22 protein-coding genes are annotated in these 19,477 nt (G+C 74.9%); 9 read left to right on the top strand and 13 right to left on the bottom strand.

The annotated features are described in order from the left end of the window. Positions 1–431: 431 nt before the first annotated feature. Positions 432–755, top strand: coding sequence for a hypothetical protein (locus KDL28_RS16365; RefSeq protein WP_252439471.1), 324 nt, complete (start codon positions 432–434; stop codon positions 753–755). Here the strand turns inward: KDL28_RS16365 and KDL28_RS42135 are convergent. The 5 genes from KDL28_RS42135 to KDL28_RS16345 form a co-directional block, all read right to left on the bottom strand. Beyond that, positions 739–1,140, bottom strand: a complete 402-nt coding sequence (locus KDL28_RS42135) for a hypothetical protein (protein WP_372496989.1) — start codon at positions 1,138–1,140, stop codon at positions 739–741. The two genes, KDL28_RS16365 and KDL28_RS42135, sit on opposite strands and share 17 nt — an antisense overlap. Positions 1,141–1,237: 97 nt before the next feature. Beyond that, positions 1,238–1,585, bottom strand: a complete 348-nt coding sequence (gene cutA / locus KDL28_RS16360; RefSeq protein ID WP_252439469.1) for a divalent-cation tolerance protein CutA — start codon at positions 1,583–1,585, stop codon at positions 1,238–1,240. Further along, positions 1,582–1,908 carry a hypothetical protein gene (locus KDL28_RS16355; RefSeq protein WP_252439467.1) on the bottom strand — a complete coding sequence of 109 codons (327 nt, stop codon included), beginning with the start codon at positions 1,906–1,908 and terminating at the stop codon, positions 1,582–1,584. The genes cutA and KDL28_RS16355 overlap by 4 nt, the downstream gene beginning before the upstream one ends. 138 nt (positions 1,909–2,046) lie before the next feature. Then, on the bottom strand, positions 2,047–2,640 hold the full coding sequence (gene nadD / locus KDL28_RS16350; RefSeq protein WP_308216010.1) for a nicotinate-nucleotide adenylyltransferase: 594 nt from the start codon (positions 2,638–2,640) through the stop codon (positions 2,047–2,049). A gap of 55 nt (positions 2,641–2,695) precedes the next feature. Further along, positions 2,696–3,655, bottom strand: a complete 960-nt coding sequence (locus KDL28_RS16345; RefSeq protein ID WP_252439465.1) for an RNA polymerase subunit sigma-70 — start codon at positions 3,653–3,655, stop codon at positions 2,696–2,698. 131 nt (positions 3,656–3,786) lie between these two features. On the opposite strand from KDL28_RS16345, the gene KDL28_RS16340 reads away from it, so the two are divergent. Beyond that, complete coding sequence (locus KDL28_RS16340) at positions 3,787–4,353, top strand: dihydrofolate reductase family protein (RefSeq protein WP_252439463.1); 567 nt, start codon at positions 3,787–3,789, stop codon at positions 4,351–4,353. 17 nt (positions 4,354–4,370) lie between these two features. On the opposite strand, the gene KDL28_RS16335 is transcribed toward KDL28_RS16340, so the two are convergent. The 3 genes from KDL28_RS16335 to KDL28_RS16325 form a co-directional block, all read right to left on the bottom strand. Then, positions 4,371–5,015 carry an alpha-ketoglutarate-dependent dioxygenase AlkB gene (locus KDL28_RS16335; protein ID WP_252439461.1) on the bottom strand — a complete coding sequence of 215 codons (645 nt, stop codon included), beginning with the start codon at positions 5,013–5,015 and terminating at the stop codon, positions 4,371–4,373. Between the two features lie 27 nt (positions 5,016–5,042). After that, positions 5,043–5,612, bottom strand: a complete 570-nt coding sequence (locus tag KDL28_RS16330; protein WP_252439459.1) for a TetR/AcrR family transcriptional regulator — start codon at positions 5,610–5,612, stop codon at positions 5,043–5,045. A 145-nt stretch (positions 5,613–5,757) separates the two neighbouring features. Next, on the bottom strand, positions 5,758–6,129 hold the full coding sequence (locus KDL28_RS16325) for an SPW repeat protein (RefSeq protein ID WP_252439457.1): 372 nt from the start codon (positions 6,127–6,129) through the stop codon (positions 5,758–5,760). 117 nt (positions 6,130–6,246) lie between these two features. On the opposite strand from KDL28_RS16325, the gene KDL28_RS16320 reads away from it, so the two are divergent. Beyond that, positions 6,247–7,023 carry a maleylpyruvate isomerase family mycothiol-dependent enzyme gene (locus tag KDL28_RS16320; protein ID WP_252439455.1) on the top strand — a complete coding sequence of 259 codons (777 nt, stop codon included), beginning with the start codon at positions 6,247–6,249 and terminating at the stop codon, positions 7,021–7,023. A gap of 223 nt (positions 7,024–7,246) precedes the next feature. Beyond that, positions 7,247–7,573 (top strand): nitroreductase/quinone reductase family protein, encoded by a 327-nt coding sequence (locus KDL28_RS16315; RefSeq protein WP_252439453.1) that lies wholly within the window; start codon positions 7,247–7,249, stop codon positions 7,571–7,573. Positions 7,574–7,658: 85 nt separating this feature from the next. Here KDL28_RS16315 and KDL28_RS16310 read toward each other — a convergent pair whose 3' ends face one another. Continuing rightward, entirely contained in the window at positions 7,659–9,251 is a 1,593-nt protein-coding gene (locus KDL28_RS16310) for a M28 family peptidase (protein ID WP_252439451.1), read from the bottom strand. A gap of 114 nt (positions 9,252–9,365) precedes the next feature. Beyond that, the gene (locus KDL28_RS16305; protein ID WP_252439449.1) at positions 9,366–10,796 is read right to left on the bottom strand and encodes a vWA domain-containing protein; all 1,431 of its coding nucleotides are present in this window, start codon (positions 10,794–10,796) and stop codon (positions 9,366–9,368) included. Between the two features lie 127 nt (positions 10,797–10,923). Between KDL28_RS16305 and KDL28_RS16300 the strand changes: the two genes are divergently transcribed. The 3 genes from KDL28_RS16300 (at position 10,924) to KDL28_RS16290 (ending at position 14,422) form a co-directional block, all read left to right on the top strand. Then, positions 10,924–11,634, top strand: a complete 711-nt coding sequence (locus KDL28_RS16300) for a response regulator transcription factor (protein WP_252439447.1) — start codon at positions 10,924–10,926, stop codon at positions 11,632–11,634. Next, on the top strand, positions 11,631–12,731 hold the full coding sequence (locus tag KDL28_RS16295; protein WP_252439445.1) for a HAMP domain-containing sensor histidine kinase: 1,101 nt from the start codon (positions 11,631–11,633) through the stop codon (positions 12,729–12,731). Before KDL28_RS16300 ends, KDL28_RS16295 begins: the two co-directional genes overlap by 4 nt. A gap of 92 nt (positions 12,732–12,823) precedes the next feature. Further along, positions 12,824–14,422, top strand: coding sequence for a DUF4153 domain-containing protein (locus tag KDL28_RS16290; RefSeq protein ID WP_252439443.1), 1,599 nt, complete (start codon positions 12,824–12,826; stop codon positions 14,420–14,422). Here KDL28_RS16290 and KDL28_RS16285 read toward each other — a convergent pair. Both KDL28_RS16285 and KDL28_RS16280 read right to left on the bottom strand, forming a co-directional pair. Continuing rightward, positions 14,415–15,269 carry an AAA family ATPase gene (locus KDL28_RS16285; RefSeq protein WP_252439652.1) on the bottom strand — a complete coding sequence of 285 codons (855 nt, stop codon included), beginning with the start codon at positions 15,267–15,269 and terminating at the stop codon, positions 14,415–14,417. The genes KDL28_RS16290 and KDL28_RS16285 overlap by 8 nt on opposite strands. A gap of 104 nt (positions 15,270–15,373) precedes the next feature. Further along, positions 15,374–15,556 carry a hypothetical protein gene (locus KDL28_RS16280; protein WP_252439441.1) on the bottom strand — a complete coding sequence of 61 codons (183 nt, stop codon included), beginning with the start codon at positions 15,554–15,556 and terminating at the stop codon, positions 15,374–15,376. Positions 15,557–15,672: 116 nt separating this feature from the next. Here KDL28_RS16280 and KDL28_RS16275 point away from each other — a divergent pair, with 116 nt between their 5' ends. Then, positions 15,673–17,796 carry a RecQ family ATP-dependent DNA helicase gene (locus KDL28_RS16275; protein ID WP_252439439.1) on the top strand — a complete coding sequence of 708 codons (2,124 nt, stop codon included), beginning with the start codon at positions 15,673–15,675 and terminating at the stop codon, positions 17,794–17,796. Between the two features lie 104 nt (positions 17,797–17,900). Here KDL28_RS16275 and KDL28_RS16270 read toward each other — a convergent pair whose 3' ends face one another. After that, positions 17,901–18,461 carry a TetR/AcrR family transcriptional regulator gene (locus tag KDL28_RS16270; RefSeq protein WP_252439437.1) on the bottom strand — a complete coding sequence of 187 codons (561 nt, stop codon included), beginning with the start codon at positions 18,459–18,461 and terminating at the stop codon, positions 17,901–17,903. A 104-nt stretch (positions 18,462–18,565) separates the two neighbouring features. Here KDL28_RS16270 and KDL28_RS16265 point away from each other — a divergent pair, with 104 nt between their 5' ends. Next, complete coding sequence (locus tag KDL28_RS16265) at positions 18,566–19,474, top strand: SDR family NAD(P)-dependent oxidoreductase (RefSeq protein WP_252439435.1); 909 nt, start codon at positions 18,566–18,568, stop codon at positions 19,472–19,474. The last annotated feature ends 3 nt before the right edge of the window (positions 19,475–19,477 follow it).

Genomic DNA, 19,477 nt, shown 5'->3' with positions numbered 1-19,477 from the left:
CCTGTACCCGCTCATCCACAGGTATCGCTCCGGGTCAGGGGCTCGTGTCGCGGTAGAGGCTCCGCTTGGACATGTACTGCCGCTGCCGGAATGCGGACCGGCACGGATCGGCCGACAACCACGTTCGACCTGCACGAACGTCGGGCGACGTCAGTCGATGTGGGGCGTCCTGGGCTGGCGCGCCTTGTGCCGGATTTGTACCGGCGACTCCCCTGACTGCCACGCACCAACAGGGTCGCCCCAACCAGGCGCGCGTCACCCATGTGTGCTGGTGGAGCTTCCACCGTCGTCCATACAGGTCCGCGCTCGGCCCTGCGACGCATGGCAGGCCGAGGTGACGTCGATCTAGCCGTGCGGCAGAGTCCATGACAGCGTTGTTCGCTGCCGGCGACCACTGACAGCCGACGGCGAGTGACCCGAAGGACTGATCTGTGCCTGACAGACCTGAGATCGTGTGCATCTGCGGCTCTACCCGGTTCGAGGCCGAGATGCGCGCAGCGAACCGCGACTTGACCTTTGCGGGCGCCATCGTCGTCGCGCCAGGCGTCTCCCTGCGCGCCGAGGATCACGAAGTAGACGAGTTCATCACCAACGATCAGAAGACCGCGTTGGGCGCCCTCCACCTGCGCAAGATCGACCTGGCTGACCGCGTTCTAGTCGTCAACCCTGGCGGGTATATCGGCGATTCCACGAGCAGGGAGATCGCATACGCCCGCGCCACCGGCAAGCCGATCTCGTTCACCGATCCCGTCTGACCGGTTGACGTTTCAAGGCGCGCGGGCAACGAGGCTCGATGGCTCGTGACGAGCCTCTGACCAGTCCGTTCGACTGTGGGGCGATGCTGGGATCGAACCGGTGACCTCTTCGGTGTGGACACCGCCCCGGCGCGGCGCCCGCAGGGCGCCGCCTTGACGCGCTGGGATTCCTCCGTGGGTGCGCCTGTGCCTGCGACGTAGCGGCACCGGAATGCCGGCGCGACGACTCCGAGCGGGAGGTTCTTGCAGGCGCCGGTGAGGTGCTCGACATCGACCGTGACGCCGGTTTCCTCGGCCACCTCTCGGCGGACGCCTTCCTCAAGGTCTCCCCGAGTTCGAGCACTCCTCCTGGTGGCTCCCAGCGGGCGTTGTCGCGGCGCTGCACGACCAGGACGCGGCCGTCCTCGCGCACGACGACACCGACCACGGCGACGGAGTGCTTCGGCGTGTCAACCACTGACTCGGTACCTGCGGCGTCGCCGTCAGGCGGGCTCGCGGGTCTCGGCGTAGACCCACCGCAAGTATTCGGGGTGTCCACCGGTGATCGGGAGCGCGATGACGCACGGGACGTCGTCGCTGTGCTGCTCGTCCGCGCGGGCGACGATGGCCGGGACGAGCGAGGCGCGGGTGTGCAGCCCGACCCGGGCTTGGGGGTCGTCGTGGACCTGGCCGTCCCAGCGGTAGATCGCGCGGATGCTGGCGATGTTGTGGCCGCACGCGACCAGTCGGTCCTCGACCAGGGTGCGGGTGAAGTCGGCGAGCCAGTCGGCGCTGTCGGCGGTGACGACCACCTCGACGCACTGCAGGTCGGTGGGGCTGGTGTCGGTCATGGCGTGCTGGCCTCCTTCGGGGTCTCGCGGAGCTGGTTCATGATGGCGAGGACGTCGTCCTCGGAGCGGGCGAGCGTGGCCCACCCGGTGACGATCGGTCCGTCGTAGCTGAGGCCGACCCATCGGCCGGTGGCGTTGATGCCGTGCTGGTGCAGCGAGAAGCAGAGCGTTCCCTTCGAGCGCACGGCGCCGTCGCGGGCGGCGTACCAGCCCATCAGGATCTCGTTGTCCCAGAGGCGGAGCTCGCCGCGCCAGAGGTAGCCGCCACCTTCGGTGGGACGCCCGCGGGCTACGGCCACGATCTCGATGTCGTCGCCGTGCACCGGCCGGCGGCCGAGATCGCGGACCGGTACTCACCCATCCCGTACGGCGCGGGCGGCTGCGGCCTCCGGGGCGGCGAGGGCTGAGCGCGGTTGTACCCGGCTTGTACCCGATCGCGACCCTCTCGGTGTCGCCGCTGGTCAGGGGCTCGTGTCGCGGTAGAGGCTCCGCTTGGAGATGTACTGCACCACGCCGTCGGGCACGAGGTACCAGACGGGGTGGCCGGCGGCGACGCGGCGGCGGCAGTCGGACGAGGAGATCGCCATGGCGGGCACCTCGACCAGGGTCACCGCCCCCTTCGGCAGGTGCTCGGCGCCGAGCGGGTAGCCCGGGCGGGTGACGCCGATGAAGTGGGCCAGCTCGAAGAGCCGCTCGAACTTGTGCCAGGACAGGATCTGGGACAGCGCGTCGGCGCCGGTGATGAAGTGCAGCCGGGCGTCGGGGTACTCGGCGTTCAGGTCGGCCAGGGTGTCGGCGGTGTAGGTGGGGCCGTCGCGGTCGATGTCGACCCGGCTCACCGAGAACCGCGGGTTGGACGCCGTGGCGATGACCGTCATCAGGTAGCGGTCCTCGGCCCGGCTGACCTCGTGCTCGGACTTCTGCCACGGCTGGCCGGTCGGCACGAAGACGACCTCGTCGAGCCCGAACCGGTCCGCCACCTCGCTGGCCGCCACCAGGTGGCCGTGGTGGACCGGGTCGAACGTCCCGCCCATCACCCCGATCTTGCGCTGCACCGCCGCAGCGTAGACAACCGACCACGGGCCCGTCGCGTCCCGCGAGACGGCGGTCTCACCCCGCCGGCGCCTCCGGCAGGGCGAACCCGGCGAGCACCGCGGGGTCGGCGAAGGCGGTGTTGCGCGCGATCCGCCCGCCGGACACCTCCAGGACCTGCAGCGTGTGCAGCCGCGGGCCGTCGGGGCCGGGGGCGTAGGCGGCGAGCGCGGGCTGGCCGTTGGCGGCGGCGGGGCGCATCCGCCAGCCCGTCCCGCGCCGGGTGAACACGTGGGAGATGAACCGGCCGTAGTCGTCGCGGCCGCGGTACCACAGCGGCACCGGCGGCATCTCGAGCACGGCGTCGTCGGTGAGCAGCGCGACGAGCGCGGCGACGTCGGCGGCCTCGAACGCCCGGGCGTAGGCGTCGACCGTGGCCCGGGTGGCCGGGTCGTCGGGTTCGGCCACCTCCTCCGCCACGGGTGCGCTGCCGGCGAGTGCGGCGCGGGCGCGCTGCAGGGCGCTGTTCACCGCGGCGACCGAGGTGCCCAGCTGGGCGGCCACCTCGGCCGCGCTGAACTCCAGCACGTCGCGCAGCACCAGCACCGCCCGCTGCCGCGCCGGCAGCAGTTGCATCGCCGCGACGAGCGCCAGGCGCATGCCGCCCCGACCGGCCGCCCCTCCGTCGGGGAGCAGGGCGTCGGGGAAGGGCTGCAGCCACCCGACGTCGAGCACCGGCACCAGCGGCGCCCGCGGTTCCGCGCTCGGCGCGCCCAGCCCGGAGGGCAGCGGCCGCCGGGCGCGCCCCCGCAGGGCGCTCAGGCAGGCGTTGGTCGCGATCCGGTACAGCCAGGTGCGCACCGACGCCCGGCCCTCGTCGTAGCGCTCCCGCGCCTTCCACGCCCGCAGCAGGGTCTCCTGGACCAGGTCCTCGGCCTCGTGCGCGGAGCCGAGCATCCGGTAGCAGTAGGCCACCAGCTCGCGCCGGTGCGGCTCGGTCCGGGCCGCGAAGTCGGCCGCGGCCGCGATGCTGCTCACCCGCCGCATCCTGGCCCACCGCGGAACGGGTTCGCGAGCGAACGGATCCCACAGCGGGGGCGCGATGAGTCCGACCCCTCCCGCCGGTACGTACGGCGACCGCGCCACGGGGCGCGGACCGAGGAGCCGACATGGGACGCGTGATCGTCGTGGAGTTCGTGACGCTGGACGGGGTGGTGGAGGACCCCGACGGGTCGTGGGGGGCGCCCGGGGGCGGCTGGGCGCTCCGGCACGGCCCGGAGGCCGTGATCGGCGACAAGTTCGACCTCGGACCGCTGCTGGGCCGCGGGGCGCTGCTGTTCGGGCGCAGCACCTGGGAGCTGTTCTCCCGGCGCTGGCCGGGCCGCGACGGGGGGTTCGCCGACGCGATGAACGGCGCCGCCAAGCTGGTGGCCTCCCGGACGCTGACCGATGTCGGCGCCTGGTCCGGGTCGTCGCTGGTCGACGGGGACGTGCTCGACGCGCTGCCCCCGCTCGCCGCCGAGCGCGACGTCGTGGTGGTCGGCAGCACGAGCCTGGTGCACGCCCTGGCCGCGCGCGACCTGGTCGACGAGTACCGGCTGCTGGTCTTCCCCACCGTGCTCGGCACGGGCGAGCGGCTGTTCCCCGACGGTGCGCCGGGCGCCGAGCTGGCGCTGACCTCGGTGCGGCGGCGGGGACCGGCGGTGCTGATGGTCCACGAGCGGGTGCGCGGGTAGCGCGCGGGCGCCGCGGGTCAGCGCGGGTAGGCGTGCCGGAACTGGACGCTGACCCGCGGCGCCGACGCCCGCACCTTCGGCACGGCGTGCTGCCAGGTGCGCTGGCAGGACCCGCCCATGACCAGCAGGTCGCCCGGGCCGGGCAGGAAGCCGACGCCCTCGCCGCCGCCGTGCGGGCGCAGCCGGAACGGCCGGACCGCGCCCAGCGACACCAGCGCCACGGTGGCGCTGGGCAGCTCGCGGGCGACCCGGTCGCCGTGCCAGGCGACGCTGTCGGCGCCGTCGCGGTAGAGGTTGGCGCCGATCTGGGTGAACGCGACGCCGTAGCGCCGCCCGAGCACCTCGGCCATCTCGACGAGCTCGGGCGGCGGTGCGGTGTCGGACAGCGGGTCGAAGCCCTCGCCGAGGACCCAGCGGTGGGTGAGCCGGGGCTCGGCGACGACGCCGTCGTACATGCGCACGCGGCGCTGCGGCCCCCACGGCACCTCCCGCAGCAGCCGGGCGAGCAGGCCGTCGGCGCCCTCGCACCAGCCGGGGGCGACGTCGACCCAGGCGCCCTGGGTGAGTTCGTGGCGGCGCAGCCCGGCGAACCCGGGATCGAGCCGGAACCGCCCCTCGGCGCCCTCGAACAGGGACGGCTGCCAGGCCAGCTCGGTGCTCATGCGATCCAGGCTAGCCCGGATCGAACATCAGTTCGAGTGCGGTCGGGGTTCCAGCGCCCGCGCGAGGAAGCTCAGCTCGCGGCGCATGGCGCCCCGCTCGTCGTCGGCGTGGCGGGCCACCGAGTGCCGGTAGCTGACCGCCGAGGCGAGCAGCTCGGCCGCGGGCTCGACGTCGGGTCCCCGCCCGCCCGCGGCCTCGATCACCTCCCGGACCCGCACGACCACCCGGTCGTAGCGGGCGCGCAGGGCGACGAGCACGTCGGGGTGGGTGTCGGCCTCGCGCCACAGCAGGTGCGAGAGCACGGCCGAGGAGTCGAGCGCCCGGTCGAGCACCCCGACCAGCCGGTGCAGGCTCTCCTCCAGGTCGCCCGGCACGACGACCTCGGTCATCGGCACGGGCTCGTCGGGCAGGCGGTCGACGAGTGCGGCGAGCAGGTCGGGCTTGCGCTTGAAGTAGTAGTGGACCAGCCCCTTCGGCACGCCCGCCCGCTCGGCGACCCGCGAGGTCGGGGTGGCGTCGAAGCCGGCCTCGGCGAACAGCTCCTCGGCCGCCCGCAGGATCCGCTCGCGCGCGGGCTCGTCGGCCGGCTCGGTCATGCGCCCCCTCGTTCCGTCGGACCCATCATCGCGAGGGGAGCGCCGCCGCGCCCACCGGAGCCGGACGCGCCGGAGCGGCCGCGACGGGGATGCCGTCACGGCCGCTCGACCTCGGTGCTTCCGGTACCTCAGCGGCTCCGGCGGCTCAGTGCTGGCCCGCCGGGCTGCGGTGGTCGGCCTGCGCCGCGGGCACCGCCGCGAACCCGACCGCGACCGTCAGCACTCCGGCGACCCACGAGGTCCAGGCGGCCCCGGTCAGGTCGGCGTAGGCGAACACCCACGGCGAGACGAACAGCAGCACCCCGAGCACCACGTGCACGTACTCGCTGGCCACCGAGCCCGGTGCGCTCAGCGACCACAGGCCGGCCGCCGCGATCAGCACCCCGAACACGATCAACGTCCAGAGCGCCGCCGTGTCGGTCGCGACCACGATCGGCGACAGGGCCGTCAGCACGCCGATCACCACGGCCGTCCAGTCCTGCCAGCGGTGCCACGTCCGGTTGGTCATCGCAACCATCTCCCTCTTCGAAGCGACACCGCGATCGTGCGCCTTGACTGGCCAGCCGGTCAAGAAATGTGGCGCACGGAACCGACCGGTCCGGAACCGTCAGGGGTGGGGCCTACGTTCCGGTTCATGGACCACCGCGAGCGCTACGACCTCGCCACCGACCTCGATCCGTTCCACCGCATCCGGGTCGACACGCTCGCCATGGCCGACGCCGCCGAGCGCGACCTCACCGCCCCCGTCGAGGGCTGCCCCGGCTGGACGACCGCCGACCTGGTCTGGCACGTCCTGGAGGTGCAGTTCTTCTGGGCCACGGTGGTCGGCGAGCGCCTGCGCGAGCCCGACGGCTACACCGAGCCGCCCCGCCCGGGCACCCGCGAGCTCGTCCCGGCCCTGCGCGAGGGCGTCGAGCACCTGCTGGACGTCCTGCGCGCCGCCGACCCCGCCGAGCCGGTCTTCACCTGGGCCTCCCGCCAGGACGCCGGCTGGGTCGTGCGCCACCAGGTCCAGGAGGCCGCCGTGCACCGCTGGGACGCCGAACGCGCCGCCGGCCGGGAGGCCCCGCTGGACGCCGCGGCCGCCACCGACGGCGTGGAGGAGTTCCTGCGGTACAGCACGCCGTTCCGCGTGGAGGGGGCCACGCCGATGGGCGGCTCGCTGCTGCTGGAGGCGACCGACACCGGGTACCGCTGGCTGGTCCGCGAGGACGCCGAGGGCGCCGCCCACTGGCGCCGCCTCGACCCGACCGAGCCGGTGACGGCCACGACCTCCGCGGAGGCCGCGCTCACGGCTCCCGCGTCGGACCTGCTGCTCTACCTGTACCGGCGGCGGGCGGCCAAGCAGCTCGCACCCCTCGGCGACGAGGCGGTGGCGGAGCGGTTCGCGCTGCGCAACCCGACCGGCTGAGCCGGGACCGGTTCGACGGTGGCGAAGACCGGATGTCGTCTTTCCTCCCGGACGTCGTCAGGGCACGCTGATGGCGCGGGCCGACGCGATGGAGGGAGAGCATGACGATCCTGCAGCGGGCCCGGCGGGCGCTGGAGCGCGGGCTCCCGACCCTGGACCGGGCGCTCTACCGCCGCACCCGCGGCCGGGTGTCGCTGACCGGGCTCGTGTGGGCCTGCCGGTCGTGCTGCTCACGACCACCGGCGCCCGCACCGGGCGGCAGCGCAGCGTGCTGCTGCTGGCCCTGCACGACGACGACCGGATCGTGGTGACCGGGGCCAACTGGGGTGGCCCGCGGAACCCGGCCTGGTACCACAACCTGATGGCCCACCCGGAGGCGACGGTGAGCACCGGGCGGGTGTCGCGACCGGTCGTGGCGCACGAGGCCGAGGGGACCGAGCGGGAGCGGCTGTGGGCCACGGGACTCGCCAGGGTGCCCGTGCGGCTCGGCACGAACTGGACCGACAACCCGCACCGCCGCATCCCGGTGGTGGTGTTGACCCCGCGCTGACGTGCGAGGCCTGCCCCGCCTACGGGGCGGGGTACTGGCCCGCCCCACCGGACGAGACCCGCTCCCGTTGAAGATCGGCCGAGCCTCAGCCGGTGAGACCACCGTGCTCGTGGTCGAGCCCGCCGTCGTCGGCCCCGCCCCCGGCACCCCCGCCTGCGGGCGCCGGCGCACCGGCCACCAGCTCCGGCTGGAACGCCAGCGTGAACGTCGCCGTGGCGATGGCGTCGGAATGCAGGTCCAGCGCCTCGTCGTTGATGTTGCCGGTGGTGTCGCAGGCCTCGTGGTAGCACGAGTCGTAGGGCTGGCCCGCGGTGCCGCCGTAGGTCGCGGCCTGCTCCTCGGTCTTGACGCCCTCGGCGCCGGTGAACGTGCCCCCGGCGGGGATGCCGGCGGCGATGAAGGGGCCGTAGTCGGAGCGCCCGTTGAAGTCGGTGCCCTCGAAGGGCTGGCCGCGGTCGGCGAAGAACTTCTCGAACACGTCCTCGATCTGCGCGGATCCGGCCGGGCCGGGGCCCGCGCCCGCGGCGTCGGAGTCGTCGCCGTCGTAGAGGAAGTTGACGTAGTTCGGCGAGGCCACCATGTCGAAGTTCAGGTAGGCGTAGATCTTCTCCAGCTCGGCGGGCGGCAGCGAGGCCACGTACTCGGTCGAGCCGACCAGGCCCAGCTCCTCGGCACCCCACCAGGCGAACCGGACGGTCACCGGCGGGGTGGTCCCGGCGAGCTGCTCGGCGACGGCGAGGATCGAGGCGGTTCCGCTGCCGTTGTCGTTGATGCCCGGGCCCTCGGGCACCGAGTCGAGGTGCGAGCCGACCACGAGCACCTGGTCGGCGCTCGCCCCGGGCAGCTCGGCGAACACGTTGGAGGTCTGGCGGATCTCGCTGACCGCGTCGACCTGGATGCTCACGGTCGCGTTCTGCAGGGCCTCGCCCAGCGCGAACGGCACGCCGATGACGGGGATGCCGACCGGGACCCCGAGGTTGCCCAGCAGCAGCTCCTGGCGGTCGGGGGCGTTGCCCTCGTTCATGATCACCGCGGCGGCCGCGCCCGCGGCCTCGGCGTTGGTGGCCTTGATGCCGAAATCGCAGGTGCCGCGCTGCAGCAGCGCGATGCTCCCGGCGGGGAAGGCGGCGAAGTCGGCGGCCTCGCAGCCGCTGGTGGAGCCGCCGGCGGAGGGCAGCAGCACGTCGACCGGGACCGCGGTGCCGCTGACCTCGCCGCTGCCCGACAGCGCCATCACCGCGAAGTCGGTGCCGTCGGCGTAGTCGGCCGGAGTGGGGGCGGTCTGCGAGAACGCCGCGCTGTTCTGCTCGAAGAAGGGGAACTCGAAGTCCTGGGTGGTGACCGTGAGGCCGGCCGCGGCGGCCTTCTCGGCGACGTAGTCGGCCGAGGCGTCGTAACCCGCGGTGCCCGATGCCCGGGTGCCGCCGTTGTCGTCGGCGATGCCCTGCAGCGCGTCGAGGTGGCCCTTGACGGCGTCGAGCGACACGCAGTCGAGCAGCTGGGCGCCCTGGGTGGCGTCCAGCGCGCCGCAGCCGGCGGCGGCTGCCGCGGGTGCGACGGGTGCGACGGGTGCCGCGGAGGCGGGGGTCGCGGTCAGCAGCACGCCGGTCATCGCGGCCAGGCCGGCCACGGCACCGGCGCCGAGGCGCGATCGGCGCGGGCGGTGGGGAGCGGTCATGGGGGTCCCGTCTTCACTGGTGGCGACCAACCCCGACGCGGGTCGCCCGGACGGTGCACGACATTGCCGCGAACCTGCACGCAGCGTCAAGTCGGCGACACTCCACGGCACGGGTCAGACCGGGAGCAGGGCCTCCACGACGTCGGCCAGCTGGGCGGCCGTGCGGCACTCGTGCATGGGGATGAGGTCGGCGTAGCGCAGGGCCGCCGAGTCGCCGCTGCCCCACTGCCTGCGCGGCTCCGGGTTGAGCCAGTGCGCGTGCCGGGCCTGCCCGACCAGGCGCTGCAGGACCCGCAGGTTGGGGTCGCGGTAGTTGGTGCGGGCGTCGCCCAGGATCAGCAGCGAGCTCTTCGCGGTGACGGCCTCGCCGTAGAGCTCGGCGAAGCCGCCGAGCGCGCCGCCGTAGTCGCTGTGGCCGTCGAACGCGACGAGCTCTGCCTCGCGCAGCACCCTCTGCATCACCCCGGACAGCTCCGAGCCCGGCGCGAACAGGTGCGTGACCTCGTCGGTGCGCTCGATGAAGGCGAACACCCTGACCTTGCTGAACTGCTCGCGCAGCGCCTGCACCAGCAGCAGGGTGAAGTGGCTGAATCCCGCCACGGATCCGGACACGTCGCACAGCACGACCAGCTCGGGGCGGCCGGGGCGGCGGGTCCTGTAGGCCGGGCGCATCGGCACGCCCCCGGTGGACATCGAGCGGCGCAGCGTGCGGCGCATGTCGAGCGAGCCGCGCTTGGCGTGCTTGCGGCGCACGGCCAGCCGCGACGCCAGCCGCCGCGCCAGCGGGTGCACCAGGCGGCGCAGCTGGGCCAGCTGCTCGGCGTAGGCGGAGAGGAACTCGACCTGCTCGGTCTGCTTGGGCACCGCCGTGCGCGCCACCTGCTCGCGGCCGCGGATCTCGGCGGTGCGCCTGCGGACCTCGTCGGTGATCATCTTGCGGAACCGGGCGATCCGGTCGCGGATCTCCCGGCGCACCATCTCGTCGGAGAACGCGTCCTGGTCCTCGCCGCCGCGCAGGTCGTCCATGATGCGCGCGAGCAGCGTCTCCGGGGAGAGCAGCCGCAGCGCCTGGTAGGCCGACCAGTTGGGCTGCGCGCCGGGTCCGCGCACCCCCGTGCCGCCCGCGCCGGAGTTGCCCAGGGCGTCGACCACGGCCCGGGCCAGCTCGGCGAGCGCGGTGTCGTCGCCGTCGCGCAGGAGGTCGGCGAGGACGTCCCTCAGTGCCGCGATGTCGACGGGGCCGTCGTCGGCGTCGCCGACCCGGGGCACCTCGACCTCGGTGGTGCCGGCGCCGATCGCGATCGGGAAGTACAGCTCGAACAGCGTGTCGAAGGCGGCGCGCTGACCCGAGCGGCGCAGCAGGGCCGCGGCCAGCCCCTCGCGCAGCTGCTCGCGGTGGATCAGGTCGAGCGCGCCGAGCACCTCGGCGGCGGCCACGGTCTCCCCCGGGCCGACGGGGACACCGTTGGACCGCAGCGCGGCAACGAAGTCGACCAGGTGGCCGACGAGGCCGTGCTCGTTGACGGTGCGCCCGGCCGTTGTCATTGCTTCATCATGCCTGGCGATCGACCGATCGGGCAGTGCCGATCCGCGCCGTCGCACCCCGACGACCTGCACAGGATCTTCACACCTCGTCCCGAGCGCCTCCACGGTCGGTCCCTATGGTCAGTGCATGTCCGGTGAACGGCTGGGGGGCGAGCCGCGACGCGTGCTCGTGGTGGACGACGAGCCGACGATCGCCGGCTCGGTGGCCGCGCGGCTGCGCGCCGAGGGGTTCGCCGTCGAGGTCGCGCACGACGGCCCGACGGCGGTCGCGGCCACCGCGGTCCACCGTCCCGATCTGGTGGTCCTGGACATCATGCTGCCCGGCTTCGACGGCCTGGAGGTGTGCCGGCGCATCCAGGCCGACCGGCCGGTCGCGGTGCTGATGCTGACCGCCCGCGACGCCGAGACCGACGTGCTGGTCGGGCTGGGCGTCGGCGCCGACGACTACATGACCAAGCCGTTCTCGCCGCGCGAGCTGGCGGCCAGGGTGCACGCGCTGTTCCGGCGGATGGACCGGATCGCCGAGCTCGCCGGCGCCGTCGCCCCGCCGCGGATCGTGCTCGGCGAGCTGGAGATCGACCCGGCCACCCGGCGCGTGCACCGCGCGGGCGCGCCCGCCCACCTGACGCCCACCGAGTTCGACCTGCTGGTGCACCTGGCCGCACGCCCCGGCACGGTGCACAACCGCGACGCGCTGCTGGCCCACGTCTGGGGCTGGGCCGACGCCACCGGCACCCGCACGGTGGACAGCCACGTCAAGGCGCTGCGCCGCAAGCTGGGCTCCGACCTCATCCGCACCGTCCACGGTGTCGGCTACGCGCTGGAGGTGCCGCGATGACGGCCGTCCCGACCCGCACGACCCGCGAGTGGCTCTCCGACCTGGTCCCCCGCCCGCTCGACCCGGTCCGCTCGATCAAGCTCAAGATCAGCATCCTGCTGCTGGCGTCGGGCGGGGCCGGGCTGACCTACCTGTGGTTCGAGTTCCGCTGGCAGCCGCCGGTGCTCACCCAGCTGGTCACGGTGGCGATCGTGCTGGCCACCGCGCAGCTGCTGGCGCACGGCATGACGCGGCCGCTGCGCGAGATGACCGCGGCGGCGGGGGCCATGGCCCGCGGCGACTACACCCGGCGGGTGCGGGCCACCTCCAACGACGAGGTCGGCCAGCTGGCCACCGCGTTCAACCGGATGGCCGCCGACCTGGCCGCGGCCGACCAGCAGCGCCGCGAGCTGATCGCCAACGTCTCGCACGAGCTGCGCACGCCGATCGCGGCGCTGCACGCGGTGCTGGAGAACGTCGTCGACGGCGTGGCCCAGCCCGACCCGGACACGCTGCGCACCGCGCTGGCCCAGACCGAGCGGCTGGGCTCGCTGGTCGCCGAGCTGCTCGACCTGTCCCGGATCGAGGCGGGCGCGCTGGTCGTCGAGCCCGAGGTGGTGGCGTTGGCGCCGCTGCTCGACCAGGCCGTCGCCGAGGCCGCGGTCGCCGCCGACGTCGCGGGCCGCGGCGTGGGCTTCGCGGTCTCGGTCCACCCGCCCGACGCCACCCTGGTCGCCGACCCCGCCCGCCTGCACCAGGTGGTGGTGAACCTGCTGGACAACGCCGCGCGGCACGCGCCCGCGGGCTCGCGGGTGCGGGTCGGCGGGCGCATCGGCGGCGGCCAGGCGGTGCTGGAGGTCCGCGACGACGGCCCGGGCATCGCCGTGGAGGACCGCGACCGGGTGTTCGACCGGTTCACCCGAGGCGAGCGCGCCGCGGGCGGTGGGACCGGCCTGGGGCTGGCCATCGCCCGCTGGGTCGTCGAGCTGCACGGCGGCCGGATCGCCGTCGTCGAGCCCGGTCCGGCCGACCGCTCCGCCGACCGCCCGCCCGGCGCCGGCCCCGGCTGCCGCATCCGGGTGACCCTGCCCGACGTGCCCTCCCCGCCACCCCCGTAACCCACCTCCCTCACGCACGACGACCCGGGTGCCCGCGCGCTCCGGGCGTCCCGTGCTGCCCTCTTCCGCGCCACGAGACCCAGGAGAACGCCATGACCACGACGCCACCTGCCCCTCCTCCCTCCGCACTGCAGGCCCCCGAGGTGCGGGTCCCCCTCCTGCCCGCGGCGGCCGGACCCGACGTCCCCGTCCCCCGCAGACTGCTGGCCGCGAGCGCGCTGGGCGGCCTGGGCTGCGCGCTGGCCGTCCCGACCGGGCGCTCGGGGATCGGCTGGCCGGTGGCCGTCGCGGTGCTGGTCCTGGCCGTGCTGCTGGTCGGCCTGCGCACGCCCGGCGGGGTGCGCGCGCTGCTGGCCGGCGCGGCCCGGATCGAGACGCTGGCCTGGGCCGGTGCCGCGCTGGCGCTGACCGCGGTGGCCTGGGTGCGCGCCGCCGAGTGGCTGGTGGCGCTGTGCCTGTTCACCGCGTGCGTGTGCGCCGCGCTCGCGGTGTCCGGGCGGCTGGTGGGGGGCGTGCTGCGGGCGGTGCTGTCGGTGCCGCTGGGGATGCTGCGGGCCGTGCCGTGGCTGGGCCGCGCGGTCCGCCGCTCGTACGGCACCGGGGCCACCGGGCGCGACGTGCGGATCGTGCTGTCGGTCGCGGTCGGCGTGGTGCTGCTGCTGGTGTTCGGGTCGCTGCTGGCCTCGGCCGACGCCGTCTTCGCCGGGCTGGTCGACAGCCTGCTGCCCACCGCCGACGAGGACGCGGTCGGCAGTGCGGTGGTGCTGTTCGTCGTCGGGGCCGCGCTGGTCGCCGGGACGGCGTTGGTGCTGGCCGCGCCGCCGGTGCTGACCCTGACCGTGCCGCAGCCGACCCGGCTGCGGACCCTCGACTGGGCGGTGCCGGTCGGGCTGGTGGTCGCGCTGTTCGCGGTGTTCGTGGGGGTCCAGTTCGCCGCGTTGTTCGGGTCGGACGAGTACGTGCAGGCCACCACGGGGCTGACCTTCGCCGAGTACGCCCGCAGCGGCTTCTGGCAGCTGCTGGCGGTCAGCGCGCTGGCCCTCGGGGTGATCCTGGCCGGCATCCGGTGGGCTCCCGCGGCGTCCGCGGTCGACCGCTCGACCAAGCGGCTGCTGCTCGGCGCGATGGCCGTGCTGTGCCTGGTGATCGTGGCCTCGGCGCTGCGCCGGATGTGGCTCTACCAGCAGGCGTACGGGTTCACCGTGCTGCGGCTGCTGGTGGGCGCCTGCGAGCTGTGGCTGGGCCTGGCGTTCCTGCTGGCGCTGCTGGCCGTGCTGCGGCTGCGCCCGACGGGCACCGTGCGCCCGATGGTGGCCACCGCGGTGGGCGCGCTGCTCCTGCTGGCCGTGCTCGACCCGGAGCGGCTCGTCGCCCAGCAGAACGCGACCCGGTTCGCGGTCACCGGCGACCTCGACTCGGAGTACCTGTCGCGGCTGTCCGCCGACGCCGTCCCCGCCCTGCTGGAGCTGCCGGACTCGCCCGTGCGCACCTGCATCCTGGCCACGATCGCGGCCCGCAGCGCCCCGGACCCCGACGAGGACTGGCGCAGCGCCAACCTGAGCCGCGCGGCCGCCCAGGGGGCCGTCGGGCACCTGGCCGGACTCACCGACCGCACCGGTGGCGGCGACCCGCTGTTCGGCGGGGGCGGGCGCTACCCCGGCCTGGACGAGCCGGCCTGCTCGCTCAGTTGAGCCGCAGCTCGGCGGCCGCCTTCACCGCGTCGGACTGGTGCTTGAGCACGACCCCGAGGGTGGCGTGCACGGTCTCCTCGTCGAGGGTGTCGAGCCCGAGCGCGAGCAGCGTGCGGCCCCAGTCGATGGTCTCGGCCACCGACGGCGACTTGCGCAGTTCCAGCCCCCGCAGCACGCGCACCGTGCGGACCAGCGCGTCGACCAGCGACTCGGCCAGCTCCGGCACCCGGGAGATCACGATGCGGCGCTCGAGGTCGGCGTCGGGGAAGTCCAGGTGCAGGAACAGGCAGCGGCGCTTGAGCGCCTCGGACAGCTCGCGGGTGGAGTTGGAGGTGAGCAGGGCGAACGGCCGGCGCAGGGCGGTCATCGTGCCCATCTCCGGGATGGTGACCTGGTAGTCGGACAGGACCTCCAGCAGCAGGCCCTCGACCTCGACGTCGGCCTTGTCGATCTCGTCGACCAGCAGCACGGTCGGCTCGCTGCGCCGGATCGCCGTGAGCAGCGGCCGGGGCAGCAGGAACTCCTCGGAGAACACGTCGTCACGCGTGTCGTCCCAGGACTCCTTGCCCTGGCCCGCGGTGATCCGCAGCAGCTGCTTGGCGTGGTTCCACTCGTAGAGCGCGCGGGCCTCGTCGATGCCCTCGTAGCACTGCAGGCGGACGAGACCGGCGTCGGTGGCCGCGGCGACGGCCTTGGCCAGCTCGGTCTTGCCGACCCCTGCCGGGCCCTCGACGAGCAGCGGCTTGCCGAGGCGGTCGGCCAGGTACACCGTGGTGGCGACGGCGGTCGAGGCCAGGTAGCCGACGCCCGCCAGCCGCTCGACGACGTCCGCCACGGACCCGAACATCGGCGACTGGTGGGCGTTCACGCCCACATCCTGCCCCGACCGCCCCTGATCCGCCCAGGCGCCGGTTCTGGAATCGCGTTCGGAGTGACCCGTCACACAGCGGATCAGACGGTGCGCCTGCGGCCCGTCCACTCGTCGACGTCGAGCAGGAACACCCACTCCAGGTGGTCGACGCAGGCCCCGACCGGCGGGGCCTGCTCGACCGGCTCGACGACGACCACCGCCGCCCGCGTGCACCGCGTGCAGCGGCGGACGGCGAACGGGCGGCTGCGGAACAGGCTGCTCATGGCGGAGGCGTTCCCCGCCCCGGCCCCCTTCACACGCCCGGGTGGACGGGCGGGTTGTCCACAGGCGCGCGGGTGCCCCTGCGGCGCTGTCGGTCGCCTCGGCCACCATGGAGCACGTGAAGAGCACCGGAGAGCGCATCGACCCGGCCCTGCGCGAGCGCGCGGAGGCCGTGCTGGCCACCCTGGCCGGCCCGCACGCCCGGCTGCGCGAGGACCAGTGGACCGCGATCCGGGCGCTGGTCGAGCAGCGCCGCCGCGCGTTGGTCGTGCAGCGCACCGGGTGGGGCAAGTCGGCGGTGTACTTCGTGTCCACCGCCCTGCTGCGGGCCCGGGGCGCCGGCCCGACGGTGATCGTCTCGCCGCTGCTGGCCCTGATGCGCAACCAGATCGACGCCGCCGCCCGGGCCGGCATCCGCGCCGTCACGGTGAACTCGGCCAACACCGGCGACTGGGAGCGCACCTACGCCGCGGTCGATGCCGGAGAGGTCGACGTCCTGCTGGTCAGCCCGGAGCGGCTGAACAACCCCGACTTCCGCGACCGGGTCCTGCCCCGGCTGGCCGCCGGCGCCGGGCTGCTGGTGGTGGACGAGGCGCACTGCGTGTCCGACTGGGGCCACGACTTCCGCCCCGACTACCGCCGCCTGCGCTCGCTGATCGCCGAGCTGCCCGCGGGCATCCCGGTGCTGGCCACCACGGCCACGGCCAACGACCGCGTCGTCACCGACGTCACCGAGCAGCTCGGCCTGGGTCGCGAGGCCGGCCCGGACGATGAGGGCACGCTGGTGCTGCGCGGCTCGCTCGACCGCGAGAGCCTGCGGCTCTCGGTCGTCCCGCTGCCCACCCCGGCGCAGCGGCTGGGCTGGCTGGCCGCGAAGCTCGCCGAGCTGCCCGGCGCCGGCATCGTCTACACCCTCACCGTGCAGGCCGCCGAGGAGGTCGCCGACTTCCTGCGCGAGCGCGGCTTCCCGGTCGCGGCCTACACCGGCAAGACCGAGCCGGAGGAGCGCCTCGCCGCCGAGGGCGACCTGCTGGCCAACCGGGTCAAGGCGCTGGTGGCCACGAGCGCGCTGGGCATGGGCTTCGACAAGCCCGACCTCGGCTTCGTGGTGCACCTGGGGGCACCGGCCTCGCCGGTGGCCTACTACCAGCAGATCGGGCGCGCCGGGCGCGCGGTCGAGCGGGCCGAGGTCGTGCTGCTGCCGGGCCGCGAGGACCGCGACATCTGGGCGTACTTCGCCTCGCTGGCCTTCCCGCCCGAGCCGCTCGTCCGCCAGACCCTGGCCGTGCTCGGCCCCGATCCGCTGTCCACCGCGGCCATCGAGACCAGGGTCGACATGTCGCGCAGCCGGCTGGAGATGCTGCTCAAGGTCCTCGACTGCGACGGCGCGGCCAAGCGGGTCAAGGGCGGCTGGATCGGCACCGGCCAGGAGTGGGTCTACGACCGCGAGCGCCACCAGCGCATCGCCCAGGCCCGCAGGGCCGAGCAGCAGGCCATGCTCGACTACCTCACGACGAGCGAGTGCCGGCTGGTCTTCCTGCGCCGCCAGCTCGACGACACCGACGCCGCGCCCTGCGGTCGGTGCGACAACTGCGCGGGCTCGACCTGGTCCGCGCGGGTCGACGAGGGCGCGGCCGAGGCGGCGGGCGAGCGGCTGGCCCGGCCGGGCGTGCCGGTGCCGCCGCGCAAGCAGTGGCCGTCGGGGATGACCGAGCTGGGCGTGCCGGTCTCGGGGCGCATCGCGGCCGGCGAGCAGGCCGCCGAGGGCCGGGTGATCGGGCGGCTGTCCGACATCGGCTGGGGCACCCGCCTGCGCGAGCTGGTCGGCGCGGACGCCGAGGACGCGCCCGTCGGCAAGGACGTGCTCGACGCTGTCGTGCGGGTGCTGGCCGGGTGGGGGTGGGAGGAGCGCCCGGTGGGCGTGGTCGGCATCGGCTCCCGCCGCCGCCCCCACCAGCTCGAGCACCTCGCCCGCCGGATCAGCGAGATCGGCAGGCTCCCGCTGCTGGGCACCCTCGTCCCCGGCGGCGACCGGCCCTCCGGCCAGGCCAACTCCGCCCAGCGCCTGGCCGCGGTCTGGGAGTCCTGGAAGGACGTCCCCGACCTCGGCGCTGTCGACGGCCCGGTCCTGCTGGTCGACGACGTGATCGGCTCCGGCTGGACGATGACGGTCGCCGCCCGCGCGCTGCGCCAGGCCGGCGCCCCGGCCGTGCTGCCGTTCGCGCTGGCCCTGGACGGCTGATCCCCCTCCTCGCAGGCCGAGCGGCCTCCTCGCAGGGGCCGCCGCGCCTGCGGGGAGCACACCGCCGCTGCGAGGACGCGTCACCGGGGCGGCGGCCCCGCGGGCTACGGCCGCAGGCCGGCGAGCAGCAGCTCGGTGTAGAGCTCGGCCCGCTCGTGCGGGTCGGCGCCGCCCAGGCGGGCGGCGTGGCCGATCCCGCAGACGAGGCGCTGGACGTCGCCCGCGGTCACGTCGGCGCGCACGACCCCCGCCGCCCTGGCCCGCTCGAGGACGCGCTCGGCCACCGCGATCAGCTCGGCCCGCTTCGCCGCGGTGGCGGCCGCGGCGGGGTCGTCGCCGGTGAGCACCTCGGCGAAGCCGACGTTGTCGATCTCGATCCGGCCGGCCGCCCGCACCAGCCGGGCGAACCCGCCGCCCGGGTCGGGGTCGGCCGCCGCGGCGCGGACCTCGGCCAGCAGCAGGGCAAGCGGCTCGTCGGTGACGGCCTCGAGCAGGGCCTGACGGGTCGGGAAGTGGCGGTAGACGGTGCCCACGCCCACTCCGGCCCGGCGGGCGATCTCGTTGAGCGGCAGCGAGGCGTCGCCGGCGATCACGGCGGCCCGGGCGGCGGCCAGCACGCGCTCGCGGTTGCGGGCGGCGTCGGCGCGCAGCGGGGCGGGGGGCACGGCCCCAGTCTACCGATCCGGATCTCGCATCCGAACGGATAGGTCATCCGGTTAGCTGCTACGGTGAAACGGATTGCCAATCCGATTCTCCCCCGGAGGTTCCCGTGGACGTCCCGCCCCTCACCGGCCGCCGGATCGTGGTCACCGGCGCCAGCAGCGGCCTCGGCCTGGCCGCGACCCGCGAGCTCGCCCGCCGCGGCGCCGCGGTCGTGCTCGCCGTGCGCGACGTCGACAAGGGCGCCGCGGTTCGCCGCGACCTCCTGGCCGACCTGCCCGGCGCCGACCTCGACGTGCAGCGGCTCGACCTCGGCGACCTCGACTCGGTGCGCGCCTTCGCCGAGCGCGTACCCGCCGACGGCCGCCCCGTCGACGCCCTGCTGAACAACGCCGGCATCGGCGGCGGCCCCCGCGCGCTGAGCCCCCAGGGCCACGAGCTGGTGTTCGCCACCAACCACCTCGGCCACTTCGCCCTGACCGGCCTACTGCTGCCCCGGCTCGTCACCGGGACCGACCCGCGCGTGGTGACGGTCTCGTCCGGGCTCTACCCCCTCGGCCGGATCGACTTCGCCGACCTCACCGCGGCCACCCGGTACTCCCAGACGCGGGCCTACGTCGGCTCCAAGCTGGCCAACGCGCTGTTCGGGCTGGAGCTGGAGCGGCGGCTGCTGGCCGCCGGTTCCCCGGTGCGCAGCCTGCTCGCCCACCCCGGCGTCGCCCGCACCGCGATGCCGACCAGCGCGCCGTCGGCCGGGGCCAGGGCGGTGGGCAGGCTGCTGGGGTCGCTGCTGGGCCGCAGCGCCGAGGCGGGCGCGGCCGCGCTGGTGCACGCCGTGGCCGCCGACCTGCCCGGCGCCACGATGGTCGGACCCGGTCCGCGCCGCGGGCCGTTCCGGCCCGCGGTCGAGCCGATCCGCCACCCGGCCGACGACCCCGACCTGGCCCGGCGGCTCTGGGAGGTGTCCGCGGAGCTGACCGGCGTCCACCCGGCCGCCCTGACCGGGCCCTCCGCCTGACGC

The organism is Pseudonocardia humida (assembly GCF_023898865.1).
GTDB classification, from domain to species: domain Bacteria; phylum Actinomycetota; class Actinomycetes; order Mycobacteriales; family Pseudonocardiaceae; genus Pseudonocardia; species Pseudonocardia humida.
The sequence above is the reverse complement of the archived record's forward strand: the minus strand, read 5'-3'. Positions and strand labels throughout refer to the sequence as shown.

What these genes read in the sequence shown, in the direction of transcription:
- cutA (WP_252439469.1), bottom strand. Translation starts at nt 1,585, where the DNA reads ATGACCGACACCAGCCCCACCGACCTGCAGTGCGTCGAGGTGGTCGTC.
- KDL28_RS16340 (WP_252439463.1), top strand. Translation starts at nt 3,787, where the DNA reads ATGGGACGCGTGATCGTCGTGGAGTTCGTGACGCTGGACGGGGTGGTG.
- KDL28_RS16335 (WP_252439461.1), bottom strand. Translation starts at nt 5,015, where the DNA reads ATGAGCACCGAGCTGGCCTGGCAGCCGTCCCTGTTCGAGGGCGCCGAG.
- KDL28_RS16330 (WP_252439459.1), bottom strand. Translation starts at nt 5,612, where the DNA reads ATGACCGAGCCGGCCGACGAGCCCGCGCGCGAGCGGATCCTGCGGGCG.
- KDL28_RS16325 (WP_252439457.1), bottom strand. Translation starts at nt 6,129, where the DNA reads ATGGTTGCGATGACCAACCGGACGTGGCACCGCTGGCAGGACTGGACG.
- KDL28_RS16320 (WP_252439455.1), top strand. Translation starts at nt 6,247, where the DNA reads ATGGACCACCGCGAGCGCTACGACCTCGCCACCGACCTCGATCCGTTC.
- KDL28_RS16310 (WP_252439451.1), bottom strand. Translation starts at nt 9,251, where the DNA reads ATGACCGCTCCCCACCGCCCGCGCCGATCGCGCCTCGGCGCCGGTGCC.
- KDL28_RS16305 (WP_252439449.1), bottom strand. Translation starts at nt 10,796, where the DNA reads ATGACAACGGCCGGGCGCACCGTCAACGAGCACGGCCTCGTCGGCCAC.
- KDL28_RS16300 (WP_252439447.1), top strand. Translation starts at nt 10,924, where the DNA reads ATGTCCGGTGAACGGCTGGGGGGCGAGCCGCGACGCGTGCTCGTGGTG.
- KDL28_RS16295 (WP_252439445.1), top strand. Translation starts at nt 11,631, where the DNA reads ATGACGGCCGTCCCGACCCGCACGACCCGCGAGTGGCTCTCCGACCTG.
- KDL28_RS16290 (WP_252439443.1), top strand. Translation starts at nt 12,824, where the DNA reads ATGACCACGACGCCACCTGCCCCTCCTCCCTCCGCACTGCAGGCCCCC.
- KDL28_RS16285 (WP_252439652.1), bottom strand. Translation starts at nt 15,269, where the DNA reads ATGTTCGGGTCCGTGGCGGACGTCGTCGAGCGGCTGGCGGGCGTCGGC.
- KDL28_RS16280 (WP_252439441.1), bottom strand. Translation starts at nt 15,556, where the DNA reads ATGAGCAGCCTGTTCCGCAGCCGCCCGTTCGCCGTCCGCCGCTGCACG.